This window comes from Streptomyces sp. NPDC087420, assembly GCF_044744165.1.
In the GTDB taxonomy this organism is placed as follows: Bacteria; Actinomycetota; Actinomycetes; order Streptomycetales; family Streptomycetaceae; genus Streptomyces.
In genome coordinates this window covers 106,236-126,471 of the sequence record NZ_JBIUXU010000001.1, presented here as the reverse complement: position 1 = coordinate 126,471, position 20,236 = coordinate 106,236, and the positions used below count along the sequence as shown (strand labels likewise).

Below are 20,236 nucleotides of genomic sequence, written 5' to 3'. Positions count from 1 at the left end.
GCGAGCGCGGACGCCCGCTCCCTAGCGTCCGAGTACGGCGAAGTCCCAGAGGGAGTAGCCCCATTGGGTCGCCCGGGCGGTGCCCTGGACCCGTACGTACCGGGCGGTGGCACCCACGGGGATGGTGTCGAGCCCGCCGTCGCCCGCCGTGGTGGTGGCGACGGTGCGCCAGGTCGCATTGTCCGGTGAGGTCTCGACCGTGTACGCCCTGGCGTAGGCGGTCTCCCAGGTGAGCCGGACCTGGTCGACGGTACGGACGGACCCGAGGTCCACCGTGATCGACTGCGGGTCCGTGTAGGCGCTGCCCCAGCGGGTGGCGGGGTCGCCGTCCACGGCGTTGGCCCCCACGTGCGCGCTGCCCGGCTCGACACTGGTGACCGTCACCGGCCGGCCACGCGCCAGGTCGGTGCTCTGCGTACCGTCCTGCCTGATCCTGATGTCGCGGTAGTTGATGTCCATCCCGGCGCCGTCGTTCTGCACGCCGATGTACCCGGTCGCGATGTCACGGGTGCTGGTGTAGTCGTTGATCTTCACGCCGTTGAGGTGGATCTCGACCCGCCGGTCGTGCACGGCGATCTCGTAACTGTTCCACGTCCCGGGCGGGTTGAGCGCGGCGGCGCGGGCCGCCGTGTCCGGAGCCTTGAGGCTGTAGACACTGCCGGTGGTACGGGAGGGGTCGGCGTCGGTCGCGTCGATCTGGATCTCGTGGCCGAGGTCGACCGGCCGCCACGGATCGCCCTGCGGGTCGGGGAAGCCGATGAACACGCCGCCGTTGTCGTCACCCGGCATCATCCAGTCGACCTTGAGCGAGTAGTCGCTGAACGGGGTCACCGGATACCAGAGCAGTCCCATGCCCCCGACGGAGGTGAGAGTGCCGTCGGCGAGCGAGAACCCGCCGGGACCTGCCTGCCGCCACCGGTCCAGGCTGCTCTGCGTACCGTCGAAGAGCCGGGTGTACCCGTTCTCCGGGCGGCAGTCGGCGGGGGTCGCGCCGGCGGCGGTCCGGATGCCGCCGAGCAGCGTGGTGGTGAAGGCGGGGTCGGCGTACGACTCCTCGGTGTGGCCGAGACCGGTGTACCAGGACCGGCCGCCACGGTAGTTCTGGCACCAAGTGATCGGATGATCTCCCATGCTGCCGCCCGTGTACGAGGTCTCGTCCAGGCTCGCGAGCACCTTCACGGCGGAGCGGGGATTCGCGCGGTAGTTGTACCACTCGTCGGTCCGTGTCCAGCGCTGCGGCAGGTGCGCGGTGGAGGGCGAGGAGCGGTCCTCGACCTTGACCGTCGCCTGCTGGGTCGCCGGGTGGGAGGCGAAGTAGGCGCCCACCAGGCCGCCGTACCAGGGCCAGTCGTATTCGGTGTCGGCGGCGGCGTGCACGCCGACGTAACCGCCGCCGGAGGCGATGTACGACTCGAACGCCGTCTGCTGGGCTGCGTTCAGTACGTCTCCGGTGGTCGACAGCCAGACGACGGCCTGGTAGCGGGCGAGGTTGGCGGTGGTGAACGCGGCGGCGTCCTCGGTGGCGGTGACGGAGAACCCGTTGGCCGTACCGAGCTGCCGTACGGCGGCGATGCCGGCCGCGATGGCCGAGTGCCGGAATCCGGCGGTCTTGGAGAAGACAAGGACGCTGGTCAGCGGGGCGGCGGCCGCGGCGGAGGAGACTGGGGCGCTGCGGGAGACCGGCGCGGGGAGGGCGGTGGAGGACCGGCCGGTCTGCGGCGCCTGGGCCGCGTGGGCCGCCTGGGGTAAGACGGCGAGGGACAGGACAAGTGGAAGAAGCACGGTCACGACGCGGGACAGAAGGCGCACTGTGCAGTCCTCTCTCGGTGCGCCCTGGGGCGCCGACGGAGGTACGAGTACGTGGCCTCACGAGTGAACATCGGAGGTTTGGGAGGGTCAAGGGGCGGCGTCGAACTATCCCAACTTTGTTGCGTCCATGCCAAGATCAGAAGACGACCACGTCACGCCGCGCGCCGGAAGGTGGTCAGGACCGCCGGGCCCGCCAGGGTGACGGGTGCCGGTGACCGGCGGGGCGCCGCAGTGGGTGGGCCAGAGCGGCCGTGGCCCGGCCGCCGCCACGCTCGGTGCCTCACTGGCCGCCGGTGGGCGCCGCCTGGTTGGCCGCCACGGCGCGTTCCAGCAGCAGGGGGTCCGCCAGGGTGAGGGGGTGGCGGAGCATGAAGGAGACGTTGTTGAACGCCTTGGCGATGCTGCCGTCGACCACGGTGGCGCCGATCACCTGCCGGAGGGCCCACCGCTGTCGCCGCACCTCCTCCGGCACCTCCACCCCGTTCTCCGCGTCAAGACGCGCCGCGTCACCCCCGGCGGACACGGCCCACGCGGCGTCCACGACCACGTCCTGCAATCGGAAGAACCCATCGGCCCGCTGGTCGAGTGGGGGGTCGTCCCGAAGGAACTCGGACAGGCAGGAGGCGTGGAGCGCGGCGGAGGACATGCCCTGCCCGTAGACGGGGTTGAAGGACGCGACAGCGTCCCCCACACTCACCAGGCGCGCCGGGAAGCGTCGCAGGTCCGTGAAACCACGCCGTCGGCTGTCGGCCTGACGGTACGTCACTACCTCGCGCACCGGGACACCGCGCGCCGCCTCCCCGTACACCGGGGGAAGTTCCTCGCACACCGCGCGGAAGTCCTCGATCGTGCGGCCCGGTCGGTCCTCCCCGAAGCCGACCAGCAGGGCCAGCCACTTGTCGTCCTCGATGGCGTTCACGGCGGCCACGCCTGTCCCGCCGCCCGGGTACGGGGGTGAGTACACCACCAACGAGCAGGCCACCGGCAGGTCTTCGGCCGGTGTGGAGCGCTCGAAGAGGGCGGAGGCGTAGTTGATGCCGGACGGGAGCCGCTCCAGGCGTGGCTTGTCGTAGCCGTCGCTGTGGACCCACTCCGACAACCTGCTGGAACGGCCCATGGCGTCCACGACGAAGTCCGTCTCCAGGACGTCTTCCCCCTGGCTCGTGGTGTGACGGACGCCGCTGACGGCACCGTCCCGGTACAGCAGGCCGGTCGCCCGGCCCCGCACGGTCGAGACGTTGGACAGCGCCAGGACCCGGGCGCGTAAGCGGGATTCGAGGAAGGGCCGGCTCGCGCCGAGCAGCGCGTGCGCCCCGCCCGGGGCCTGCGGCTGACCGTCGAGGCAGGTGAGGGCCTGTTCCGGGGTGGCGAGGACCGCGCCCAAGTCCTGTGCCTCCCGGGTGAATCCGGGGAGCCACCGCTCGATCCACAGCCGTCCCGCGGGCAGCAACGAGTGCACCTGCTGGTCCTGGGGCACTCCCGCGCGCGACCGGCCCTCCGTGCCGGCCTCGTCCCGTTCGACGATGACAACCCGGCGCGCGTGGTCGGCGAGCACCCGGGCGGCCAGCAGCCCCGCGATGCTGCCACCGAGCACGCAGGCCGTGCCGAGGGTCGGACGGGTGGACGTGGCAGGTCCCGCGTTGACCAGCCGGTCGAACACGGATATGGGTGATTCGGTCATCAACGGCTCTTCCCCTGGGCCCAGTTGCCGAGACGGACCGGGTCCGTCCCCTCCGGCGTGGAGCGTAGCCGCGAGGGTGTCGGGACTCCTATCGTTTCCGGACGGCCCGGTGTGTCGCGCCGTGATCCCGGCTTGCGCACCGCGCCCCTGGACGTTGTCACCCCGTGCAACGGCCGGATCGCTCAGCCGACGAGTTGCTGACCGCCGTCGATGTCGTACGTCGCGCCGGTCAGCGCCGTGTTCGCCATGATGTGCACAGCGAGCGCCGCGACATCGTCCGCCCCCACCACACGGCCGATCGGCAGTGTGGTGCGCAGCTCCTCGCGCCGGGCGTCCAGCCCGTCGCCGAGGAGCTGCGCGGACAGCGGCGTGTCGACGAAGCCTGCCGCGATCAAGTTGACGCGAATCGGGGCGAGTTCGAGCGCGAGACTGGCCGTGAGCACCGGCATGGCGATGGTGACCGTCGGCAGGATCCCCAGGTCGCGCTTGATCCGCCGGCCACCGGTGCCGCCCATGAACAGCAGCGTGCCCCCGGGTCGCACCGCGTCCACGGCGTGGCGCGCGACCTCCAGCGGCAGCACCATGTGGTCGGTCATCGCCCGGCGCGCCTGCTCGGCGTCCATGTCGAGGAGCGGCCCGTAGGACGGCCGCCCGGCCGTGACCAGCACATGGTTGACCGGATTCGGCAGCGCCTCGAAGAACCGCGCCAGCTTCGACGGATCGTTCGCGTCGAAGGCGGCGCTGCTGAGCGCGTCGACGTCCGCCGCCGCACTGCGCAGCCGCTCCGGGTCCCGGCCGGTCAGGATCACGTCGGCGCCCTCGGTCCGCGCGTGCCTGGCCGTGGCGAGCCCGATGCCGGCGCTCCCGCCGATGACCACAACGGTCTGCCCGAGCAGGGCGGGGTCGCGGTGGCCGACAGAGACAGTTGTCGCGGTGCCCATGGTGCCTCCACTGTCGTGTGCGTCTTCACAGGTTTCGACGGGCCACACTCACGCCCCGACGGTCGCGTACCGCTCCTACGGTCGCTCTTTTCGCGGTACGCCGCACCTTCGCGACGCCTCGGGCGCTCGCGCCCCGGCCCCCGCCCCGCCCCCGCCCCCTGAAGTCGTTCCTCATGGCGTGATCGACAGGCCGTCGCGCCCGGCCCTCGATAAAATGAGGATCACCAGCCCCGCGGTCGGAAGGGTGACCAGGCCATGGCCGGAACGATCAGCTACCGGCGGATCTACGAGGACGTGCCGCCGTCACAGGACGGCACACGCGTGCTCGTGGACCGGCTGTGGCCCCGTGGAATGAGCAAGGAACGCGCTCACCTGGACGAATGGCTCCGCGATGTGGCGCCGACGGCCGACCTGCGCCGCTGGTACCACCACGACCCCCAGCTCTTCGCCGACTTCCGCGACCGCTACATCGCCGAACTCGAGGACGCCGGGCACCGGCCGGCCGTGGAGCGTCTGCGGAGCCTCGCGGCCCGCGACAAGGTCACTCTGCTCACCGCCACGAAGGACCTCGATCACAGCGAGGCCGCGGTGCTCGCCCAATGGCTGGACAGCGTGGGCACCACGAGCGGTTAGGGCCTGTCCGGCGGGATCCGTACCGTCGGCGGGGAGGTGTCCGCGCCCCGCGCCTGGCTCCGGAATTCGGCCGGGGTCATGCCTGTCCGCTGCCGGAAGAACCGGGCGAACGCCGTGGCCTCGGGGAATCCGAGCCGCTCCCCGACGCTGTGCCCCGTCAACTCCGTGTGAACCAGGAGGCGTTTGGCTTCCAGCAGCACACGGTCGTCGATGAAGCGCTTGGCCGCGCATCCGGCGGCCGCCTGGGTGACGCGGGTGAGGGTGCGGACGCTGTAGCCCAGGAGCCGGGCGTAGTCCTCGACGCGCCGGGTCCGTACAAAACCGGATTCCACCGCCAGGCGGAAGCGCCGGAACGCCTCCCCGCCCGTCCGCACCTCGTCGTGCCGCCCCGCCGCGTGGGCCAGGCGCAGCACCAGCACCGCGAGCAGGTGGCGCATGGTCGCCGCGTACAGCTCCGGTGGCAGGGTGGAGGAACTGTCGTGCTGGCGTTGCAGCAGCGCCAGCACGTCACGCTCGGTCTCCCCCTTGGCTCCCCGCAGGTCGAGCGGGCGGCCGGGTCCCGGCTCGTCGATGCGGGCGGCCGTCACCGTCGCGGCGTCGAGGTAGTCCGACTGGAAGAGGACCATGGTGCCCTCGGCCTCGGCGACGCCCGAGCGGTACTGCCGCACCTGCCCGGGGCGGACCCAGAGCCAATGGCCGTCGGTCAGCACGTGGTCGGTGAAGTCCACCGAGCAGCGCAGGGTGCCGGAACACACGACGATCAGCTGATGGAAGTCCGGCCGCAGTGCGGCGTGCAGGTCGACGCCGTGGCGTTCCGCCCGGGGAGGCAGCGCGGAGCAGCGGAACACCTCCACCCCGGGAGGTGCGCCGACTGTCGGCCAGAAGGCGAGATCGGTGACCTCGCCGCTCCTGATGGTGTCCGTTGTGTCCGTCGTGTCCATGATTGAGGCTCAGCATATGCAGGGTGCGGGGAGCGCCGCCGGGCCGCCGTGCTCCTCCGCCGGTCAGCCCTGGGGCGGCGCGGGGACGGCGCCGAAGGTGGTGTGGGCCCAGAGCGCCAGATTCACCTGTCCGGTGTACGGCCCCACGCTGTCCTCCAGATCGAAGACCTTCGCGACACGGCTCTCGGAGTCGTACGCGGGCCAGCCCGGGTCGCCGCCGCCGGCGAACGACGTCCATGCCGTCCGCATCCGTGCCGACAGGGCCCGCTCCGCCTCGGTCGGCTCACCGCCGAAGGGACCGGCCCCGAAGTTGCCGAAGACGAGGGGAAGGTCGCTCCCGTGCGGAGCCCCGTGCACCGGCCGCCCGAACAGCGTGGTCTTCCAGGCCAGTTCGTAGGCGTACGCGGTACCGCCGCCGGCCACCTGCGCGTCGAGCAGGCGCAGGAGCGGCGCGCGGAAGGACCAGTCCGTCATCAGCTTCTCGTACAGCTGCCAGGGCCGGGCCTCGGGGAAGGCCTCGCGGTAGGCCTTGCCGCCGTCGGGGGTCAGGGCGTGCAGGTACGTGTCCACGACGGCCTCGTCCATGCCGTCGAGCTGGCCGGCGAAGGCCATGATGGCCAGCCATTCGTTACGGGTGTGGCCGCCGAGCACCGTCACGTCGCGGGCCTGTCCGGCGGCGAGCGCGTCCCACGGGGACCGGGGAAGGACGTCCCCGTCGATGACGGGGCTGACGGGCCGGTTGGCCTCCACGCCCCAGCGCCGGGGATCGCCGGCCATCCGGCGGGCGAGTGCGGTGGTGGCGTCGGCGAGGGCCCGCGGTTCGACCGAGGCGACGCCGGCGGCGGTGGCCGGCACACCCGCCTGGTCGGCCATGGCGCGGCCGAGTCCCTCGGCGAGTTCACGGCTGTAGAACTTGCCCGGCATGCTCTGCACGACGGCGCGCCGGAAGAGCCCTTGGGTACGGGGCATGGCCAGCAGGGCGGCGACCGAACCGCCGCCCGCCGATTCGCCGAAGACGGTGACGCGGGCGGGGTCGCCGCCGAACGCGCCGATGTTGTCCCGCACCCAGGTGAGCGCGGCGGTCTGGTCCAACAGGCCGCGGTTGGCGGGGGCACCGGCGAACAGGCCGAAACCCTCCGCTCCGAGGCGGTAGTTCACACTGACAACCACAACGCCGTTCTCGCTGGCCAGCCGGGCCCCGTCGTACATCGGATCGTCCGCCCGGCCCTCGGTGTAGCCGCCACCGTAGATCCAGAACAGCACGGGCAGGCCCGCGGCACCGAGGTCCGGTGTCCAGACGTTCAGCGTCAGCCATCCCCGGTCGTCCGTCCCGGCAGGGGCTGTGCCGCCGGATCCCCGGGGAAGCGTGGTGTCCGCCGACATCGACATGCCGGACTGCGGAGGACACGGGCCGAAGGTCACCGCGTCGCGCACACCGTCCCAGGGGGCCACCGGCCGCGGTGCGGCGAGCCGTAGGGCGCCGACGGGGGGTTGGGCGAACGGAACGCCGCGGAAGACATGGACGTCCGCCTCCACGGTGCCGCGCACGGCCCCCTGGGAAGTGGCGACCTGCGGGCCGCGCGGTGTGTCACTCATGTCGGTCTCCTGTCGTCTGCCCGGCCGGGCCGGGGTGGGTGAGGCGCGGGGTGGGGGCGCTCCGCGCGGCGCGCACGGGCGGGACAGCGGGTACGGAGGGCGCGTTCCCGATCTCCTCCGCCGTCATTTTGAATGTGTCGGGGTAGAAGTCGCGCTGGGTGCGCCGCGGGGGTTCGCTGGTGCGCCAGCAATAATGGCAACAACCGCATTGAAGGACTTCCCACACCCCTGGGACAGGGGAGAGAAAAAGCGATTCGATGACGTCGTGGGCACAGCGGGGGCATATCGGTACGGCCATCAGGATCCTTCCGGGAATTGCGGGGGTGGTCAGGATTGCGCGTTCGTGTCGGCCGCTATTCGCTGCAACTTCGCCAGCCACTCGCGCGTCTCGGGGAGATCGTGCACCTGATTGCCGTAATTGCCGCGACGGTCCGGGGCTACCGGAGTGGTCGCGTCGATGACGAGCTTGTCCATGATGCCGGGGTGCTCCGGCTGCGGGGCCAGCTCCATGACGGGCTGGCCGGCGACGCGCACCAGGTCGGCGGCCGGGTTCATCTTGGTCGAGAGGGCCCACATGACCTGCGGGAGGTTGAAGGGGTCCACGTCCTCGTCGACCATGATGACGGTGGCCGCGTACCCCAGGCCGTGCGGCAGGCTGAGGACGCGTGTGCCGACCGCCTTGGCGAAACCTCCGTACCGTTTCTCCGTCGAGACGATGATCACGAGTCCGTGGGTGTACGTGGCGTTGACCGCCTGGACCTCGGGGAATTCGCTCTTGAGCTGCTGGTAGAGCGGCGCACAGGTATTGGGACCGATCAGGTAGTCGATCTCGGTCCAGGGCATTCCGAGGTAGAGGTGTTCGAAAATGGGGTCGGTACGGTACGAGATCCGGTCGATACGCAGCACGGGCATTCTGCGGCCCCCGGAGTAGTGGCCGGTGAACTCACCGAACGGGCCTTCGATCTCGCGCTTGCCCCGTTCGATGACTCCTTCGATGACCACTTCCGAGCCCCAGGGCACGGGCAGGCCGGTCAGTGGCGCCGTGGCGACGGGCGCGGGGCTGCCGCGCAGCGCACCGGCGAGTTCGTACTCGTTCTCGTCGTACTTCAGAGGTGTGGAGGCGACGATCGAGATGACGGGGTCGTTGCCGACGGCGATCGCGACCGGAAGGTCCTCGTCGCGCTCCTCGGCCTTGCGCAGGTGCTGGGCGATGTCGTGCACCGGGACCGGCTGAAGGGCCAGCTTGCGCCTGCCCTTGACCTCGATCCGGTAGATGCCGACGTTCTGCTTGCCGCTGTCGTCCGGGTCGTCGGGATCCTTGGAGACCACGGCGGCCTTGTCGATGTAGAACCCACCGTCACCGTCGTTGAGGCGGAACAGCGGCAGGACCCGGAAGATGTCGACGTCGTCGCCCTCCATGGTGTTCTGCGCCCACGGAGGGTCGTCGCGCAGTACGGGGGCGACGGGGAACCGCTCCCAGCGCCGGATGAACTCGTCCACCTGCTCCCGCGCCCCGGTGTCCTTGGGCAGGTCGAGCGCCAGGGCGTGGTTGGCCCACGAGCCGTGCACGTTCATCGCGACGCGCGCGTCGGTGAATCCGGTGACGCGGTCGAAGTACAGGGCCGGCGCGTGGTCGCCCCACCGGGTCACCGCGTTGGCGGCGGCGGCGAGGTCCGGCTCGGGCAGCACTTCTTCGGTGACGCGGAGCAGTTGGCCCTCTGTGTCGAGGGTGTCGAGGAAGGCGCGGAGGTCGTCGTACGGCAAAGGAACTCCAGACTCCGGAGAGGAACGGACGCGGAAGGTGGCTGCTTCGTGAGGGCGGCGGCCGAGGGGTGGCCGAGGGGGTGGCCGACGGGCCCGGGGCCGTCAGTCGACGGGGTGGTCGACGGGCCTGAGGGCGCGCGCGGCGCGCAGGCCGTCCCACCGCTTGGCGGCGGGCGCGGGCAGGTCGAACTGGTCGAGGACGCGGGCCGTGATGTGGTCGACGATGTCGCCGACGGATTCCGGATGGTTGTAGAAGGCGGGCATGGGCGGCACGATGCGCGCGCCCGCCCGGCGCAGGGCGAGCATGTTCTCCAGATGGATCTCGCTCAGAGGTGTCTCGCGAGGGACCAGGACCAGCTTGCGGCCCTCCTTGAGGGTCACGTCCGCGGCTCGTGCCACCAGTCCGTCCGCGTAACCGGCCCGGATGCCCGCCAGGGTCTTCATGGAGCACGGGATCACGGCCATGCCGTCGGTACGGAACGAACCCGACGAGATCCGCGCCCCCTGGTCATCGGGGGCGTACACCTCGTCGGCCAGCGTCTTGATCTCCCGTACGGAACGGCCGGTCTCCAGCTCGATGGTGCTGAGGGCCCACCGGGAGACCACCAGATGGGTCTCCACGTCCGGCAGCAGCCTCAGATTCTCCAGGAACCGCACCCCCAGCACGGAACCCGTCGCTCCCGTCATCCCTACGATCAGTCGCACAGCGCTCGGCTCCTTCACGGCCGGGCATCCTGGTGATGCCTCGCCCCGCTTTCGAACCTATGCAGCGCGACCCGGGGTGGAGCCGCGCATCGCAGCCAGGTCATGTGCAGAAACGGACAGCCTGGAGAGGGGCAACTCTTGCGGCGGGCGCCGGAGACGGCACGGCGCAAGAGGGCTCGGAGTTACGCCGGAAGGGCTGGGTCAGCTGATCTCATTCATCGGCTGCCGCTCCAGGATCGTCCGCACAGTCACCCTCACGAGGTCGTCAACCTCTTCCGGGCCTCCGGAGGTGATTTTGCCGTCCAGGATCAGGGAGGCCAGGCCATGGACGAGCGCCCAGGACCCGATGAGGAGGGCCTGTCGTGATTCCTCGGGAACGAGCTGGGAAACGCGGTTCGCCAGTACCTGCGCCGACTCGGCCGCCGCGGCATTCGCCTCGGCGTCGTAGCGGCTACAGGGGTGGCCGTACATCAGCCGGAAAATCCCGGGGTGATCGAGGGCGTACCGGACATAGCTTTGCCCCAGAGCCAAGAATTCCTCACCGGGATCCGCAGAATTGTCCGCCTCCTTCATGAGGCGTCCCAATTCATGAAATCCATGCGTCGCCAGAGCCGCCAGGAGGGCATTCTTGTCACGAAAGTGTCTGTACGGCGCATTGGCGGAAACTCCGGCTCTGCGAGCGACAGCCCGCAGGGAAAGGGTGGACTCGCCGCCCTCGTCGAGCAGGCTGATCGCCGACTCAATACACGCCGCCCGGAGGTCGCCATGATGATATCTGTCGATATCCGTCCGGTTTGGCATTGGGCCTCCTTGGCAGCGGTCGACCCAAGTTTAGCAGCTTCAGTGACACGAGCCGGGTGGCCTCAACGTGCCGCTCAAGTGAGAATGGTGAGCCGCTTCTCGGGAAGCACACGCATTAGGAGGCTGATCAGCTGCCACGGCAGCCTGGGAACGGTGGCCTTCGACGTTTCGGACTCGATGGCCCTGACGAGTCCCTTCACCCCTTCCTCCGCCGTGCTCACGTGAGGTCGATCAATCTGAAGCACGTCGTTCAATTCGGACTCGATATAGCCGGGCTGAAGAGTGGTGATCTTTATCGGAGATCCTTGCAGCTCCACGCGTAGCCCCGTGCTCAGAGAGGAGAGACCAGCTTTCGACGCATTGTAGGCATTGAGATGGCCCGGCATTCCCCGCACGGCACCGAGGGACGACATGACAACGAGGTGGCCCGCGTTCTGATCACGAAATATCTCGACCGCAGCCTCGACCTGCGCAAGGGCGCCCAGGAGGTTTGTCTCGATTGTCTTTCTGTTGGAATCAAAATTACCTGTCCCCAGGGACTGACCTATGTTGATTCCCGCGTTGACGATGACGCGGTCGAGCGTGCCGAGTTCGTCCCGGAATTCCCCGAAGGCTGAGAAAACCTGCGCATGGTCATTCACGTCCACACTGCGCGTCACCACGCGAACCCCGTGCAGCGAGCGCAGCTCCTCGGCCAACGCTTCCAGGCGGTCCAGCCGCCGTGCCGCCAAAGCGAGATTGCGCCCACCGGCCGCAAATGAACGAGCAAGCCCCTCGCCCAGCCCGGAGCTGGCACCAGTGATGACAATGTTCTTCCGCAGAGGCATCAGTCTCTCCCTCACCGCACTTGCGCGCCGTTGTGTTCGATCGCCCAGGAATGTGACCGACCGGCCATGGATGGGACTTGTCGCGCGACGAAAATACGCGATGTGTGGCCCGTCAACATGAGCCTAGATCTATGCCGTGTGCAGTGTCAACATGGGCTTTCCGTAGCGCGCGGTGCGGCCCCGTGACGACGCATGCCCAAACCTCTGGCGCCCGTTTCCCGCACCGGGACCGCGCCGCTGGACCGACCGGCTCAACCAGCCCCCAGGACAAACGGAAGGCGGTACCGGAGCTCTCCGATACCGCCTGCGACCTGCTTGAGAATATAAATTCGGGAGGGGAAGTGGGTCGATTGCAACGACGACCGCGACGATCCAGCGGCCTGTCAGGCGCCCGTTCGGCCCCCCGACCCGGCGAGCGCCCGCCGCTCGATACTGGCTGCGAAGAGGGGGGTTTCCCGGCGGTTGTGGTCGCCGGACGCGGCCTGCCGATCCGCCGAGGCCTCCTCGAAGCTGATGCTCTGCTCCTCGCTGAAGGCCATGAACTCCGACGTCGGCTGGCTCGACACCTGGTTGGTGTACGTGAGGGTCCCGTCGCCGTTGTCCGTGACGGACAGGTCCCAGATCACCTGGACCGTCGTCCAGCCGTGCGGGGTGAAGACGTCCGAGGTGGGGACCATGTGGCAGTGGTGCCTCTCCAGAATCTCCCCGACGTAGTGCTGAATCACCAGACCGGTGCCGATCATCTCCACGTTGATCGACATCGGCCTGCCGTCGTCAGTCGTGGTGTAACCGCCTTGTGGTCCGGCGGGGCGCAGCGCTGGTACTCCTTGTCGGGCAGGTTCAGGAGCCAATTGCCGATGTCGACGGCGTCCATCGGCGCGCTGACCGTCGCCGTCTCCGTGGAGGAGGAAAGGAAGAGGTCGGAAAGAATCTCGTTCCGCACGGTCATCGCACATTCTCCCTCTCGGCCTTGTTTCCCCCTGTCCACGCGAACTCCACCGTCATGGAAGGGCCGGGCGTCCCGGAACGCGCTGGGCACCGGCTGGATCCACCGGCCGGTCCCCCACAGGTCCGGCCGGCGCGGGCCGCCCGTCCGCGCTCCGTCGGCAGTCGCCGGACAGATTTGAGGCGATGCGGATCTCGATATACTCGGCCCATGCCTCGGGGAATCACTGCCAAAGGCCTCGCGACGAGGCAGCGCATCGTCGAAGGCGCGGCGGAGGTGGTCCGTACGCGCGGTGTGGCGGCCACGGGGCTCGAGGACATCCGCGAGGCGACCGGGACCAGTGGCGGTCAGATGACCCACTACTTCCCCGGCGGCAAGACGGAGCTGCTGCTGGCCGTCGCTCGCCATGAAGGGGAACAGATCCTTCAGGAACAGCGCCCTCTGCTGGACAACCTCACGTCGTGGGGGGCGTGGCTCGCGTGGGCGGACGGTTTGGTGGAGCGGCACGAGCGGCAGCGTGAGCACTGTGGTCTGAGCACCCTGCTCAGTCAGCTGGACCCCGGTGACCTGGGTGTCCGCCAGGTTCTGCTGGAGCTGTTCGACAGCTGGGGCAAGGCTCTGGAGGAGGGGATCCGGGCGATGCAGGGTGCCGGGGAGATGGACCCGGGGGCGGATCCGGGCGAGTCCGCGCGTGCCTTGCTGGCGGGTGTCCAGGGCGGTGTGGTGATGCTGCTGGCGACGGGTTCGCCGGATTTTCTCAGGTCCGCCCTGGACACCTGTTTCGCCAGACTGCGCGTCAGCTGAGCGCTGCTGTCGGGCCGTTGTGGGGACGGAGCGGCGGGGCCGCCCGGCGCCGGGATTCCTTCGCCCGGGAAGCCGGGGCACGCGCCCGGCTCACACGCCCAGGTCACGCGCCTGAGTCACCGGCGCAGGTCACGCGCCCGGGTCACCCGCCCAGGTCACAACGCCAGGAATCCGCCGTCGACCGGCAGGGTCACGCCGTGGATGTGCGTCGCGTCGTCCCCGGCCAGGAAGACCACGGCGGCGGCCACCTCCTCGGCGGTGCCCGGCCGACGCCGCGGGTGGGCGCTCGTGAGGCTTTCCTGCCGTTCCTTGTGCGCCACGTTGTGTTCCGTGGTGGTCGGGCCGGGAGCGACGGTGTTGACACGCACGTTCTTGGCCGCCAGTTCCGCCGCCCATGACTTGGTCAGGGAGTGCAGTCCCGCCTTGCTCGCCCCGTACAGGGCGGCGACGTCCATACCGACCTCACCGTTGATCGAGCCCATGTTGACGACCGCGCCGCCGCCGCGCTCCACCATCGAGGGCACCAGGGCGGCGGTCAGCAGGAAGGGGGCCTTGATGTTGACGGCCAGAGCCCGGTCGATCTCCTCCTCGGTGGCCTCCAGCATGGACTGCGCCGGAATGAGGACGGCCGCGTTGTTGACGAGCACGTCGATCACCCCCACCGCCGCGGTCGCGTCGCGGGCGAGGTCCCGTACCGCCTGCCCGCCGGCGCCGAGGTCCGCGGGGACGAAGACGGCCTTGCCGCCCTCGTCCCCGATGCGGCGCACGATGTCCTCCCCGCGCTCCGCGTCCCGTCCCGAGACCACCACGGTGGCGCCCTCGCGGGCCAGGGCTATGGCAACGGCCCGCCCGATCCCTCCGGTCGCTCCGGTGACCAGTGCGTTACGTCCCTGCATGCGGCCGGTTCCAGCCATCGCGCGCCTCCATTATGGGTTAGTGAACCCATAATGTTGCGCGAGGGAATGGGTTGTCAAACCCAGACTTGCGATCTCATCCCCCGCCGCCGAGCGGCCACTCCACCCCGGCCGCGCGCTCCGTCGCCGACCAGAGCCGTTCGCCGGCCCGAGGGTCGGTCATCCTGGCGAAGGGCTTCTCCCTCACAGGCCGCCCCCGGCCGCGCAGGAAGCGGGGCCCCCACAACTGCCCGCCCCGGGCGAGCGGATCGAGCGCGGCACGCACCGCCGGCCAGGCCGCGTGCTCCTTGCTCTGCGCGACGGGGACCTTGGGCAGGGCCCCGAGAAAGCTGGTGGCCGTACGGATGTGAAGCGGCGGACGCGAGGGGGTGAGGCCGTCGAGCGCCCCGCCGGGATGGGCCAGGACGCTTGCCACCGGGCTGCCGATGTCACGCAGGCGCCGGTCCAGCTCACAGGCCAGGACCATCTGCGCCAGCTTGCTCCTGCCGTATGTCCGGAACCCCTTGTACGGGGGTCGCGCGGCCTGGAGGTCGTCGAAGTCCAGCTCGGCCAGGCGTGCGGCGACGCTGCCCATCGTGACGATCCGGCTGCCGGCGGTGCGGGCGAGCAGCGGGTACAGCGAGGCGGCCAGGACGAAGTGGCCGAGGTGGTTCGTACCGAACACCAGCTCGTTGCCGTCGGCCGTCTCACGGCGCTCCGGCTGTGCCATCAGCCCGGCGTTCAGGACCAGCCCGTCGAGCCGCTCCAGAGACCCACACAGAGCGTCCGCCGCCTTGCGGACGGACTCCAGGTCGGCCAGATCCAGGACGAAGGTCCGCGGCCGCGCCTCGGGAACGCGGGTCCGGATCGCCCTTTGGGCCAGTTCAGCCTTGCCGCTGTCGCGCCCGGCGAGGATCACGGTGGCACCCGCGCCCGCGAGTTGCTCGGCGATGAAGTAGCCGATGCCGGACGCGCCTCCGGTCACCAGGAAGGTTCTGCCGTGCTGGGGTGGCGGCTCATGGACGTTCCACCGACCGGCGTCGCTCACGTCCTCACCGCCAGGGCTCGACGTACTGCCCGGCGGCCGGGTCCGTGCGTGGTCGCGGTCATGCGTACCTCCATATTGGTTTCTTCAGCCCACTATGGATGTGCGATTTTGGGCTGTCAAACCCAATCTGAGGCCGCCCCCGCGAGCCTCCCTTCGGCGGTGGCCCGGCCTACCCGGCGTCCGTACCGTCATGGAATCCGACAACGGCGCGGCCCGCGCGGTAGAGCGACCTGGCGAGGGTGCGCGAGTCGCCGAGGTAACCGCCCACCATCGCGCCGTCCCGCAGCATCACCAGCTGGTCGGCGGTGCCGGAGACGTCGGCGACCCCGATCTGTTCGAGCATCTCCTCAATGGCGCCCTTGAACCAACGCCGATGGGCGTCCACGACCTGGCGTACCGGATGCCCGGCATCCGCGTACTCGGCTGCGGCGTTGATGAACGGGCATCCCCGGAAACCCGGGGAGCAGCTCTCGGCCCCGATCCCCTCGGCGACCATGCGGAACACCTCGCAGACGCCCCCCGCGGCGGCCAGCCGGGCCCCCGCGACGGCGTCGCGCTCCCATCGGGCGCGGCGTTCGAGGTAGGCCACGATCAGGTCGTCCTTCGTGGGGAAGTGCCGGTAGAAGGTGACCTTGGTGATCCCGACCCGGGCGATGATCTTCTCCGCGCTCACCGCCCGGATGCCCTGGGCGTAGAACAGCTCCGTCGCGGCCTCGATGATCCGTTCCCGCATCGACGGCTTGTCGGTACGTCCCGGAGCGGGTGCCGGAGCCCCGGATCCGTCCGCCGCCGTGTCCGCCGCCGGTTCGGGGTGCTCTGTCATGTGATCCACGCTCCCCATCCTCCCCCCGTTCCGATCCCCATCCTGACTCCCGTTCTGACTCACCGCGGGCGGGTTCCGCCTCCCGATGCCGTGCTACGTTGAGGTGGAGTTACTAGTTAGTCTACCTGGCGCAGGTGCGGAGGAACCCAGACATGTCCCCATCAACCCCGATCCCCACCCCGGTCGTCTTCGTCCACGGGCTCTGGATCCACTCGGATTCCTGGCGGAACTGGTCGGATCTCTACCGGCAGGCCGGCTACGACCCAATCGCTCCGGGATGGCCGGGTGAGTCCGCCACCGTGGCCGAGACACGGCGGAATCCGGCCGCCGTCGGCAACCACGGCATCGACGCCATCACCGCGAGCCACCTGCGCGTGATCAGCGGTCTTGGCGCAAAGCCGGTCGTGGTCGGCCACTCCTTCGGCGGCCTGATCGCCCAGAAGTTGCTGGCCGGCGGACACGCGTCGGCCGCCGTCGCCATCGATCCGGGCCAGATCAAGGGCGTCAGGCCCGTACCGCTCGCACAGATACGCGCGGCCCTGCCGGTGCTCTCCAGGCCGGGCAACAAGAAGAAGGCGGTCTCGCTCACCCGGAAGCAGTTCCGGTACGCCTTCGGCAACGCCGTCCCGCAGGCCGAATCGGACGAGCTGTTCGACCGCTGGACCATCCCCGGCCCCGGCAGGCCGCTCTTCGAGGCGAGCACCGCCAACTTCAGCACGCGCTCCCCGGCGGCGGTGGACACCGGGAAGCACGACCGCGGGCCGCTGCTCGTCATCGGCGGGGGCCGGGACCACACCGTCCCGGAGGTCGTCGCCCGGGCCGCGTACAAGCTGTACGCCAGCTCCCGCGCGACCACCGACTACCAGTCGTTCCCGGACCGCGGCCACTCGCTGGTCCTCGACCACGGCTGGCAAGAGATCGCTGACTTCACCCTCGCCTGGCTGCGGCGCCAGGGCGTCTGACCGCCCGCCGTCCGGCCCTCCGTCCCGCGCGCCGCTCAAGCGGTGCGCACCCCCCGAAGAAGTAAGAGATAAGAGAAGAGAGAACCCCATGAAGTCAGCAGGAAAGTCAGCTGGGAAACCGCGCAAGCGCGGAGTGCGGTTCGCCGTCCTCGGCACCGCCCTGGCCCTCGCTACGGCGATCGTCCCCGCCGCCGCGGCGTCCGGTGCGAGCGGGAAGTCCGGCCACGGGACGGCCAAGCCGACCGTTGTGCTGGTCCATGGCGCGTGGGCGGACGGCTCCAGCTGGAACGGCGTCGTCCGCGACCTCCAGCACGACGGGTACACGGTCGACGTGCCGCCGAACCCGCTGCGCGGTGTGGCCGGCGACTCCGCCTACCTCGCGAGCTACCTCAGCACCGTCCCGGGACCGATCGTCCTGGTCGGACACTCGTACGGCGGCTTCGTCATCTCCAACGCCGCCACCGGCAACGCCAACGTCAAGGCGCTCGTCTACGTCGACGCCTACCTCCCGGCCGAGGGCGAGACCCTGAACGCGCTGACCGCCCGGTTCCCGGGCAGCCAAGTCGGCCCGGACGCGCTCAACTTCGTCCCGTCGGCCGGCGGTGTCGTCGACGCCTACGTCAAGCCCGCACTGTTCCGCGGCATCCTGGCCAACGACCTGCCGGCCGAGCGGGCCGGCGAACTCGCCGCCACCCAGCGCCCGATCGCGGCGTCCGCCCTCAACGAACCGTCCGGCGCACCGGCGTGGAACACCATTCCCAGCTGGGACGTGATCGGAACCGCCGACCACGCGCTCCCCGCCGCCGCCCAGCAATTCATGGCCAAGCGCGCCGGGGCGACCGTGACCAAGCTGAACGCCTCCCACCTGTCGATGATCTCCCATCCGAACCGGGTCACGGACGTCATCGAGGACGCGGCACACCACACCGCCAACTGACCCGGCCGGGGCAGGAGTCAGGGCCGCGCGGGAAGACCTCCCGCGCGGCCCCGGCCCCTGCCGCTCCCCGTGCGGCGGCACTCCTGCCGTACGTGAGGGCGATATCTGAGTGCGCGCGGGCCTAGGGCGTGTCCGCAAAGTGGCGTCGTTCGCCCGAAGGGCGTGGCCCGCGGCGTCTGGTGCGTGCAATCGCAAGGCGGAGGACCTACCTCGTACTGGATGTACTAGGTAGGTCCGACAACGCGGCGAGTGCGCGTGCCAGACGCCGCGGGCCAGACGCCACTTTGCGGACACGCCCTAGAGCGCTGAGACACTTCCCGGATGCCGATCATCGAAGCCTCGCCAGGAGTGTCCCTCGCCTACGAGACCTTCGGTGATCCATCCGATCCGGCCGTCCTGCTGGTGATGGGCTTCAGTGCTCAGATGATCGCCTGGCACGAGGACTTCTGCCGTGCCCTGGCAGCACGCGGACGCTACGTGATCCGGTACGACAACCGCGACTGCGGGCTGTCCACCAAACTCGACCATCACCCCGTCGACATAGGCCGGTTCATCAACGCCGTGAGCTCCGGTGACCTCTCCTCCGCTTTCGCGATGGCGCCCTACACGCTGCGGGACATGGCCGACGACGGCCTGGGCCTGCTCACCGCGCTCGGCATCGAGCGCGCTCACGTGGTCGGGTCCTCGATGGGCGGCATGATCGCGCAGACGATGGCCATCAGCCGGCCGGAGCGCGTACGGACCCTGACGTCGATGATGTCCTCGACCGGCGAGCCCGAGTACGGCCGCCCGAGCGCCGAGGCCCAGGCAGTGGTCTCCGGCCCGAAGCCGGCCGATCGCGAGGGATACGTCGCGGCGGCGGAGGCGGAGCTGCTGTGGGCCTCGAAACGTTACGGCAAGGCCGCGCCCCTTCGCGAGCTGGCCGCCCGGAGTTACGACCGCGCTTACTACCCCGCCGGAGCCGGACGGCAGCTCGGAGCGATGATCCTCGGCGGCTCGCGCGCCGACGCGCTTCGCGAACTGCGCGTACCGACCCTGGTGATTCACGGTCTGGACGACACACTGATCGACCCCAGCGGCGGCCGGCGCACCGCCGAACTGGTGCCCGGAGCGAAACTTCTACTGCTCCCCGACATGGGGCACGACCGGCCCCGTGAGCTCTGGCCCGAGATCATCGACGCCCTGGACACGCACACGCGCTGAGACCCCGCTCCCGGAACGGGAGCCGGCCGAGGGCCGACGTGGTCATGGGCAGATCCGCCACCGGGACGGCGACCACCTCCCGCGTCAGGCGGGCCACAGCGGCCGTACCGTCGCGCAGGGCCCCTCCCCCGGCGTGGGTGAAGACGAGTTCGGGTTCGGTGCCGTCGTGAGAGCGCAGGACTTGGGCGAGCAGCCCGGAGCCGGTGCCGGGGCGGACCGCGAGGATCAGCCGCGCGGGGCGGGCCGCTCGTTGGGTACGGTGCACCGCGGCGTCCAGGTCCCGGAGCAGGCGGCGAGACTCATCGAGGAAGACACCGCCCGCCGCCGTCAGTTCCACCCGGCGGCTGGTGCGCTCCAGAAGACGTACTCCCATGCGGCGCTACAGCCGGGCCACCGCCCGGGACAGCGGCGGCTGGGCGATGCCCAACCGCTCGGCCGCCCGGCTGAAGTGCAGCTCCTCGGCCACGGCGACGAAGACACGGGCCGCCGCGGAGCTTGTTCTCGCGGGAGTGCCCCGGTGCCGGGACCCCTCGGAGGTCCCGGATACGACGACGACCGGATGCGACGACAAAAGGACACCCCCCTCATGAGCGACGAGCGCAAGGCTCAGGGAGGTTTTTTGTTCACCGACGAGCTGTCGTGCAGATCTTCACCAGGACCGGCCCCGACAGCTACGAGCCGGTCGGTGAGCCCCTGATCGGCGGGGCGGGTGTGGAGTACGCGGTCACGCACCGCCGCCGCGCGCCCGGCCGGCGGCCGGCCGGGGTCTCCGGCGCGCAGGCCACGGTCGAGCCGATCGAGTCCGGGGATTACGACACGGATCTGCGCCGGGTCGACGGCGAGTGGAGGATCGTCAAGCACAGCGTGCTGCTGGACACGCCGATCGCGATCCCGGGCGCGTGAGGGGAGCCGTGGGCCACCG

The 20,236-nt window shown here is 70.1% G+C and carries 23 protein-coding genes; 6 read left to right on the top strand and 17 right to left on the bottom strand.

Features of this window, described 5'->3' with window-relative positions; translation table 11 throughout:
* Nucleotides 1-21: 21 nt before the first annotated feature.
* From ACIO1C_RS00560 to ACIO1C_RS00550, 3 genes are all read right to left on the bottom strand, one after another.
* Entirely contained in the window at nt 22-1,782 is a 1,761-nt protein-coding gene (locus ACIO1C_RS00560) for a ThuA domain-containing protein (RefSeq protein ID WP_401856844.1), read from the bottom strand.
* Nucleotides 1,783-2,089: 307 nt separating this feature from the next.
* Nucleotides 2,090-3,490 (bottom strand): FAD-dependent oxidoreductase, encoded by a 1,401-nt coding sequence (locus ACIO1C_RS00555; RefSeq protein ID WP_401856842.1) that lies wholly within the window; start codon nt 3,488-3,490, stop codon nt 2,090-2,092.
* 182 nt (nt 3,491-3,672) lie between these two features.
* Nucleotides 3,673-4,431 (bottom strand): SDR family oxidoreductase, encoded by a 759-nt coding sequence (locus tag ACIO1C_RS00550; protein ID WP_401856840.1) that lies wholly within the window; start codon nt 4,429-4,431, stop codon nt 3,673-3,675.
* A gap of 255 nt (nt 4,432-4,686) precedes the next feature.
* Between ACIO1C_RS00550 and ACIO1C_RS00545 the strand changes: the two genes are divergently transcribed.
* Entirely contained in the window at nt 4,687-5,064 is a 378-nt protein-coding gene (locus tag ACIO1C_RS00545) for a DUF488 domain-containing protein (protein ID WP_401856839.1), read from the top strand.
* Here ACIO1C_RS00545 and ACIO1C_RS00540 read toward each other — a convergent pair.
* From ACIO1C_RS00540 to ACIO1C_RS00500, 9 genes are all read right to left on the bottom strand, one after another.
* On the bottom strand, nt 5,061-6,005 hold the full coding sequence (locus tag ACIO1C_RS00540; protein ID WP_401856838.1) for an AraC family transcriptional regulator: 945 nt from the start codon (nt 6,003-6,005) through the stop codon (nt 5,061-5,063). The genes ACIO1C_RS00545 and ACIO1C_RS00540 overlap by 4 nt on opposite strands.
* Nucleotides 6,006-6,068: 63 nt before the next feature.
* Nucleotides 6,069-7,601 (bottom strand): carboxylesterase/lipase family protein, encoded by a 1,533-nt coding sequence (locus ACIO1C_RS00535; RefSeq protein WP_401856837.1) that lies wholly within the window; start codon nt 7,599-7,601, stop codon nt 6,069-6,071.
* Nucleotides 7,594-7,899, bottom strand: a complete 306-nt coding sequence (locus tag ACIO1C_RS00530) for a non-oxidative hydroxyarylic acid decarboxylases subunit D (RefSeq protein ID WP_401856835.1) — start codon at nt 7,897-7,899, stop codon at nt 7,594-7,596. The genes ACIO1C_RS00535 and ACIO1C_RS00530 overlap by 8 nt, the downstream gene beginning before the upstream one ends.
* A 29-nt stretch (nt 7,900-7,928) precedes the next feature.
* Nucleotides 7,929-9,365 (bottom strand): non-oxidative hydroxyarylic acid decarboxylases subunit C, encoded by a 1,437-nt coding sequence (locus tag ACIO1C_RS00525; protein WP_401856833.1) that lies wholly within the window; start codon nt 9,363-9,365, stop codon nt 7,929-7,931.
* 102 nt (nt 9,366-9,467) lie between these two features.
* Nucleotides 9,468-10,070, bottom strand: coding sequence for a UbiX family flavin prenyltransferase (locus ACIO1C_RS00520; protein WP_401856832.1), 603 nt, complete (start codon nt 10,068-10,070; stop codon nt 9,468-9,470).
* A 201-nt stretch (nt 10,071-10,271) separates the two neighbouring features.
* Nucleotides 10,272-10,871 carry a TetR/AcrR family transcriptional regulator gene (locus ACIO1C_RS00515; RefSeq protein WP_401856830.1) on the bottom strand — a complete coding sequence of 200 codons (600 nt, stop codon included), beginning with the start codon at nt 10,869-10,871 and terminating at the stop codon, nt 10,272-10,274.
* 74 nt (nt 10,872-10,945) lie between these two features.
* Nucleotides 10,946-11,698: an SDR family oxidoreductase gene (locus ACIO1C_RS00510; protein ID WP_401856828.1), complete on the bottom strand. Its 753-nt coding sequence runs from the start codon at nt 11,696-11,698 to the stop codon at nt 10,946-10,948.
* Between the two features lie 383 nt (nt 11,699-12,081).
* Nucleotides 12,082-12,459, bottom strand: coding sequence for a hypothetical protein (locus tag ACIO1C_RS00505; protein WP_401856826.1), 378 nt, complete (start codon nt 12,457-12,459; stop codon nt 12,082-12,084).
* A complete protein-coding gene (locus ACIO1C_RS00500) occupies nt 12,438-12,647 on the bottom strand; it encodes a hypothetical protein (RefSeq protein ID WP_401856824.1) in 210 nt (69 codons plus the stop codon). Before ACIO1C_RS00500 ends, ACIO1C_RS00505 begins: the two co-directional genes overlap by 22 nt.
* Before the next feature lie 207 nt (nt 12,648-12,854).
* Between ACIO1C_RS00500 and ACIO1C_RS00495 the strand changes: the two genes are divergently transcribed.
* Nucleotides 12,855-13,448, top strand: coding sequence for a TetR/AcrR family transcriptional regulator (locus ACIO1C_RS00495; protein WP_401856822.1), 594 nt, complete (start codon nt 12,855-12,857; stop codon nt 13,446-13,448).
* Between the two features lie 155 nt (nt 13,449-13,603).
* Here the strand turns inward: ACIO1C_RS00495 and ACIO1C_RS00490 are convergent, their stop codons facing one another.
* The 3 genes from ACIO1C_RS00490 to ACIO1C_RS00480 form a co-directional block, all read right to left on the bottom strand.
* On the bottom strand, nt 13,604-14,362 hold the full coding sequence (locus ACIO1C_RS00490; RefSeq protein ID WP_401856820.1) for an SDR family NAD(P)-dependent oxidoreductase: 759 nt from the start codon (nt 14,360-14,362) through the stop codon (nt 13,604-13,606).
* Between the two features lie 76 nt (nt 14,363-14,438).
* Nucleotides 14,439-15,389: an SDR family NAD(P)-dependent oxidoreductase gene (locus ACIO1C_RS00485; RefSeq protein WP_401856818.1), complete on the bottom strand. Its 951-nt coding sequence runs from the start codon at nt 15,387-15,389 to the stop codon at nt 14,439-14,441.
* A 169-nt stretch (nt 15,390-15,558) separates the two neighbouring features.
* Complete coding sequence (locus ACIO1C_RS00480) at nt 15,559-16,212, bottom strand: TetR/AcrR family transcriptional regulator (protein ID WP_401857961.1); 654 nt, start codon at nt 16,210-16,212, stop codon at nt 15,559-15,561.
* Nucleotides 16,213-16,364: 152 nt separating this feature from the next.
* Between ACIO1C_RS00480 and ACIO1C_RS00475 the strand changes: the two genes are divergently transcribed.
* The 3 genes from ACIO1C_RS00475 (at nt 16,365) to ACIO1C_RS00465 (ending at nt 19,314) form a co-directional block, all read left to right on the top strand.
* Nucleotides 16,365-17,174: an alpha/beta hydrolase gene (locus ACIO1C_RS00475; RefSeq protein WP_401856817.1), complete on the top strand. Its 810-nt coding sequence runs from the start codon at nt 16,365-16,367 to the stop codon at nt 17,172-17,174.
* 88 nt (nt 17,175-17,262) lie between these two features.
* A complete protein-coding gene (locus ACIO1C_RS00470) occupies nt 17,263-18,111 on the top strand; it encodes an alpha/beta fold hydrolase (protein WP_401856815.1) in 849 nt (282 codons plus the stop codon).
* 321 nt (nt 18,112-18,432) lie between these two features.
* Entirely contained in the window at nt 18,433-19,314 is an 882-nt protein-coding gene (locus ACIO1C_RS00465; protein ID WP_401856813.1) for an alpha/beta fold hydrolase, read from the top strand.
* On the opposite strand, the gene ACIO1C_RS00460 is transcribed toward ACIO1C_RS00465, so the two are convergent.
* Both ACIO1C_RS00460 and ACIO1C_RS00455 read right to left on the bottom strand, forming a co-directional pair.
* Entirely contained in the window at nt 19,283-19,687 is a 405-nt protein-coding gene (locus ACIO1C_RS00460; protein WP_401856811.1) for a hypothetical protein, read from the bottom strand. The two genes, ACIO1C_RS00465 and ACIO1C_RS00460, sit on opposite strands and share 32 nt — an antisense overlap.
* 6 nt (nt 19,688-19,693) lie before the next feature.
* Nucleotides 19,694-19,885 carry a LysR family transcriptional regulator gene (locus ACIO1C_RS00455; RefSeq protein WP_401856809.1) on the bottom strand — a complete coding sequence of 64 codons (192 nt, stop codon included), beginning with the start codon at nt 19,883-19,885 and terminating at the stop codon, nt 19,694-19,696.
* Nucleotides 19,886-19,953: 68 nt separating this feature from the next.
* Here ACIO1C_RS00455 and ACIO1C_RS00450 point away from each other — a divergent pair, with 68 nt between their 5' ends.
* A complete protein-coding gene (locus ACIO1C_RS00450) occupies nt 19,954-20,217 on the top strand; it encodes a hypothetical protein (RefSeq protein WP_401856807.1) in 264 nt (87 codons plus the stop codon).
* Nucleotides 20,218-20,236 lie beyond the last annotated feature (19 nt).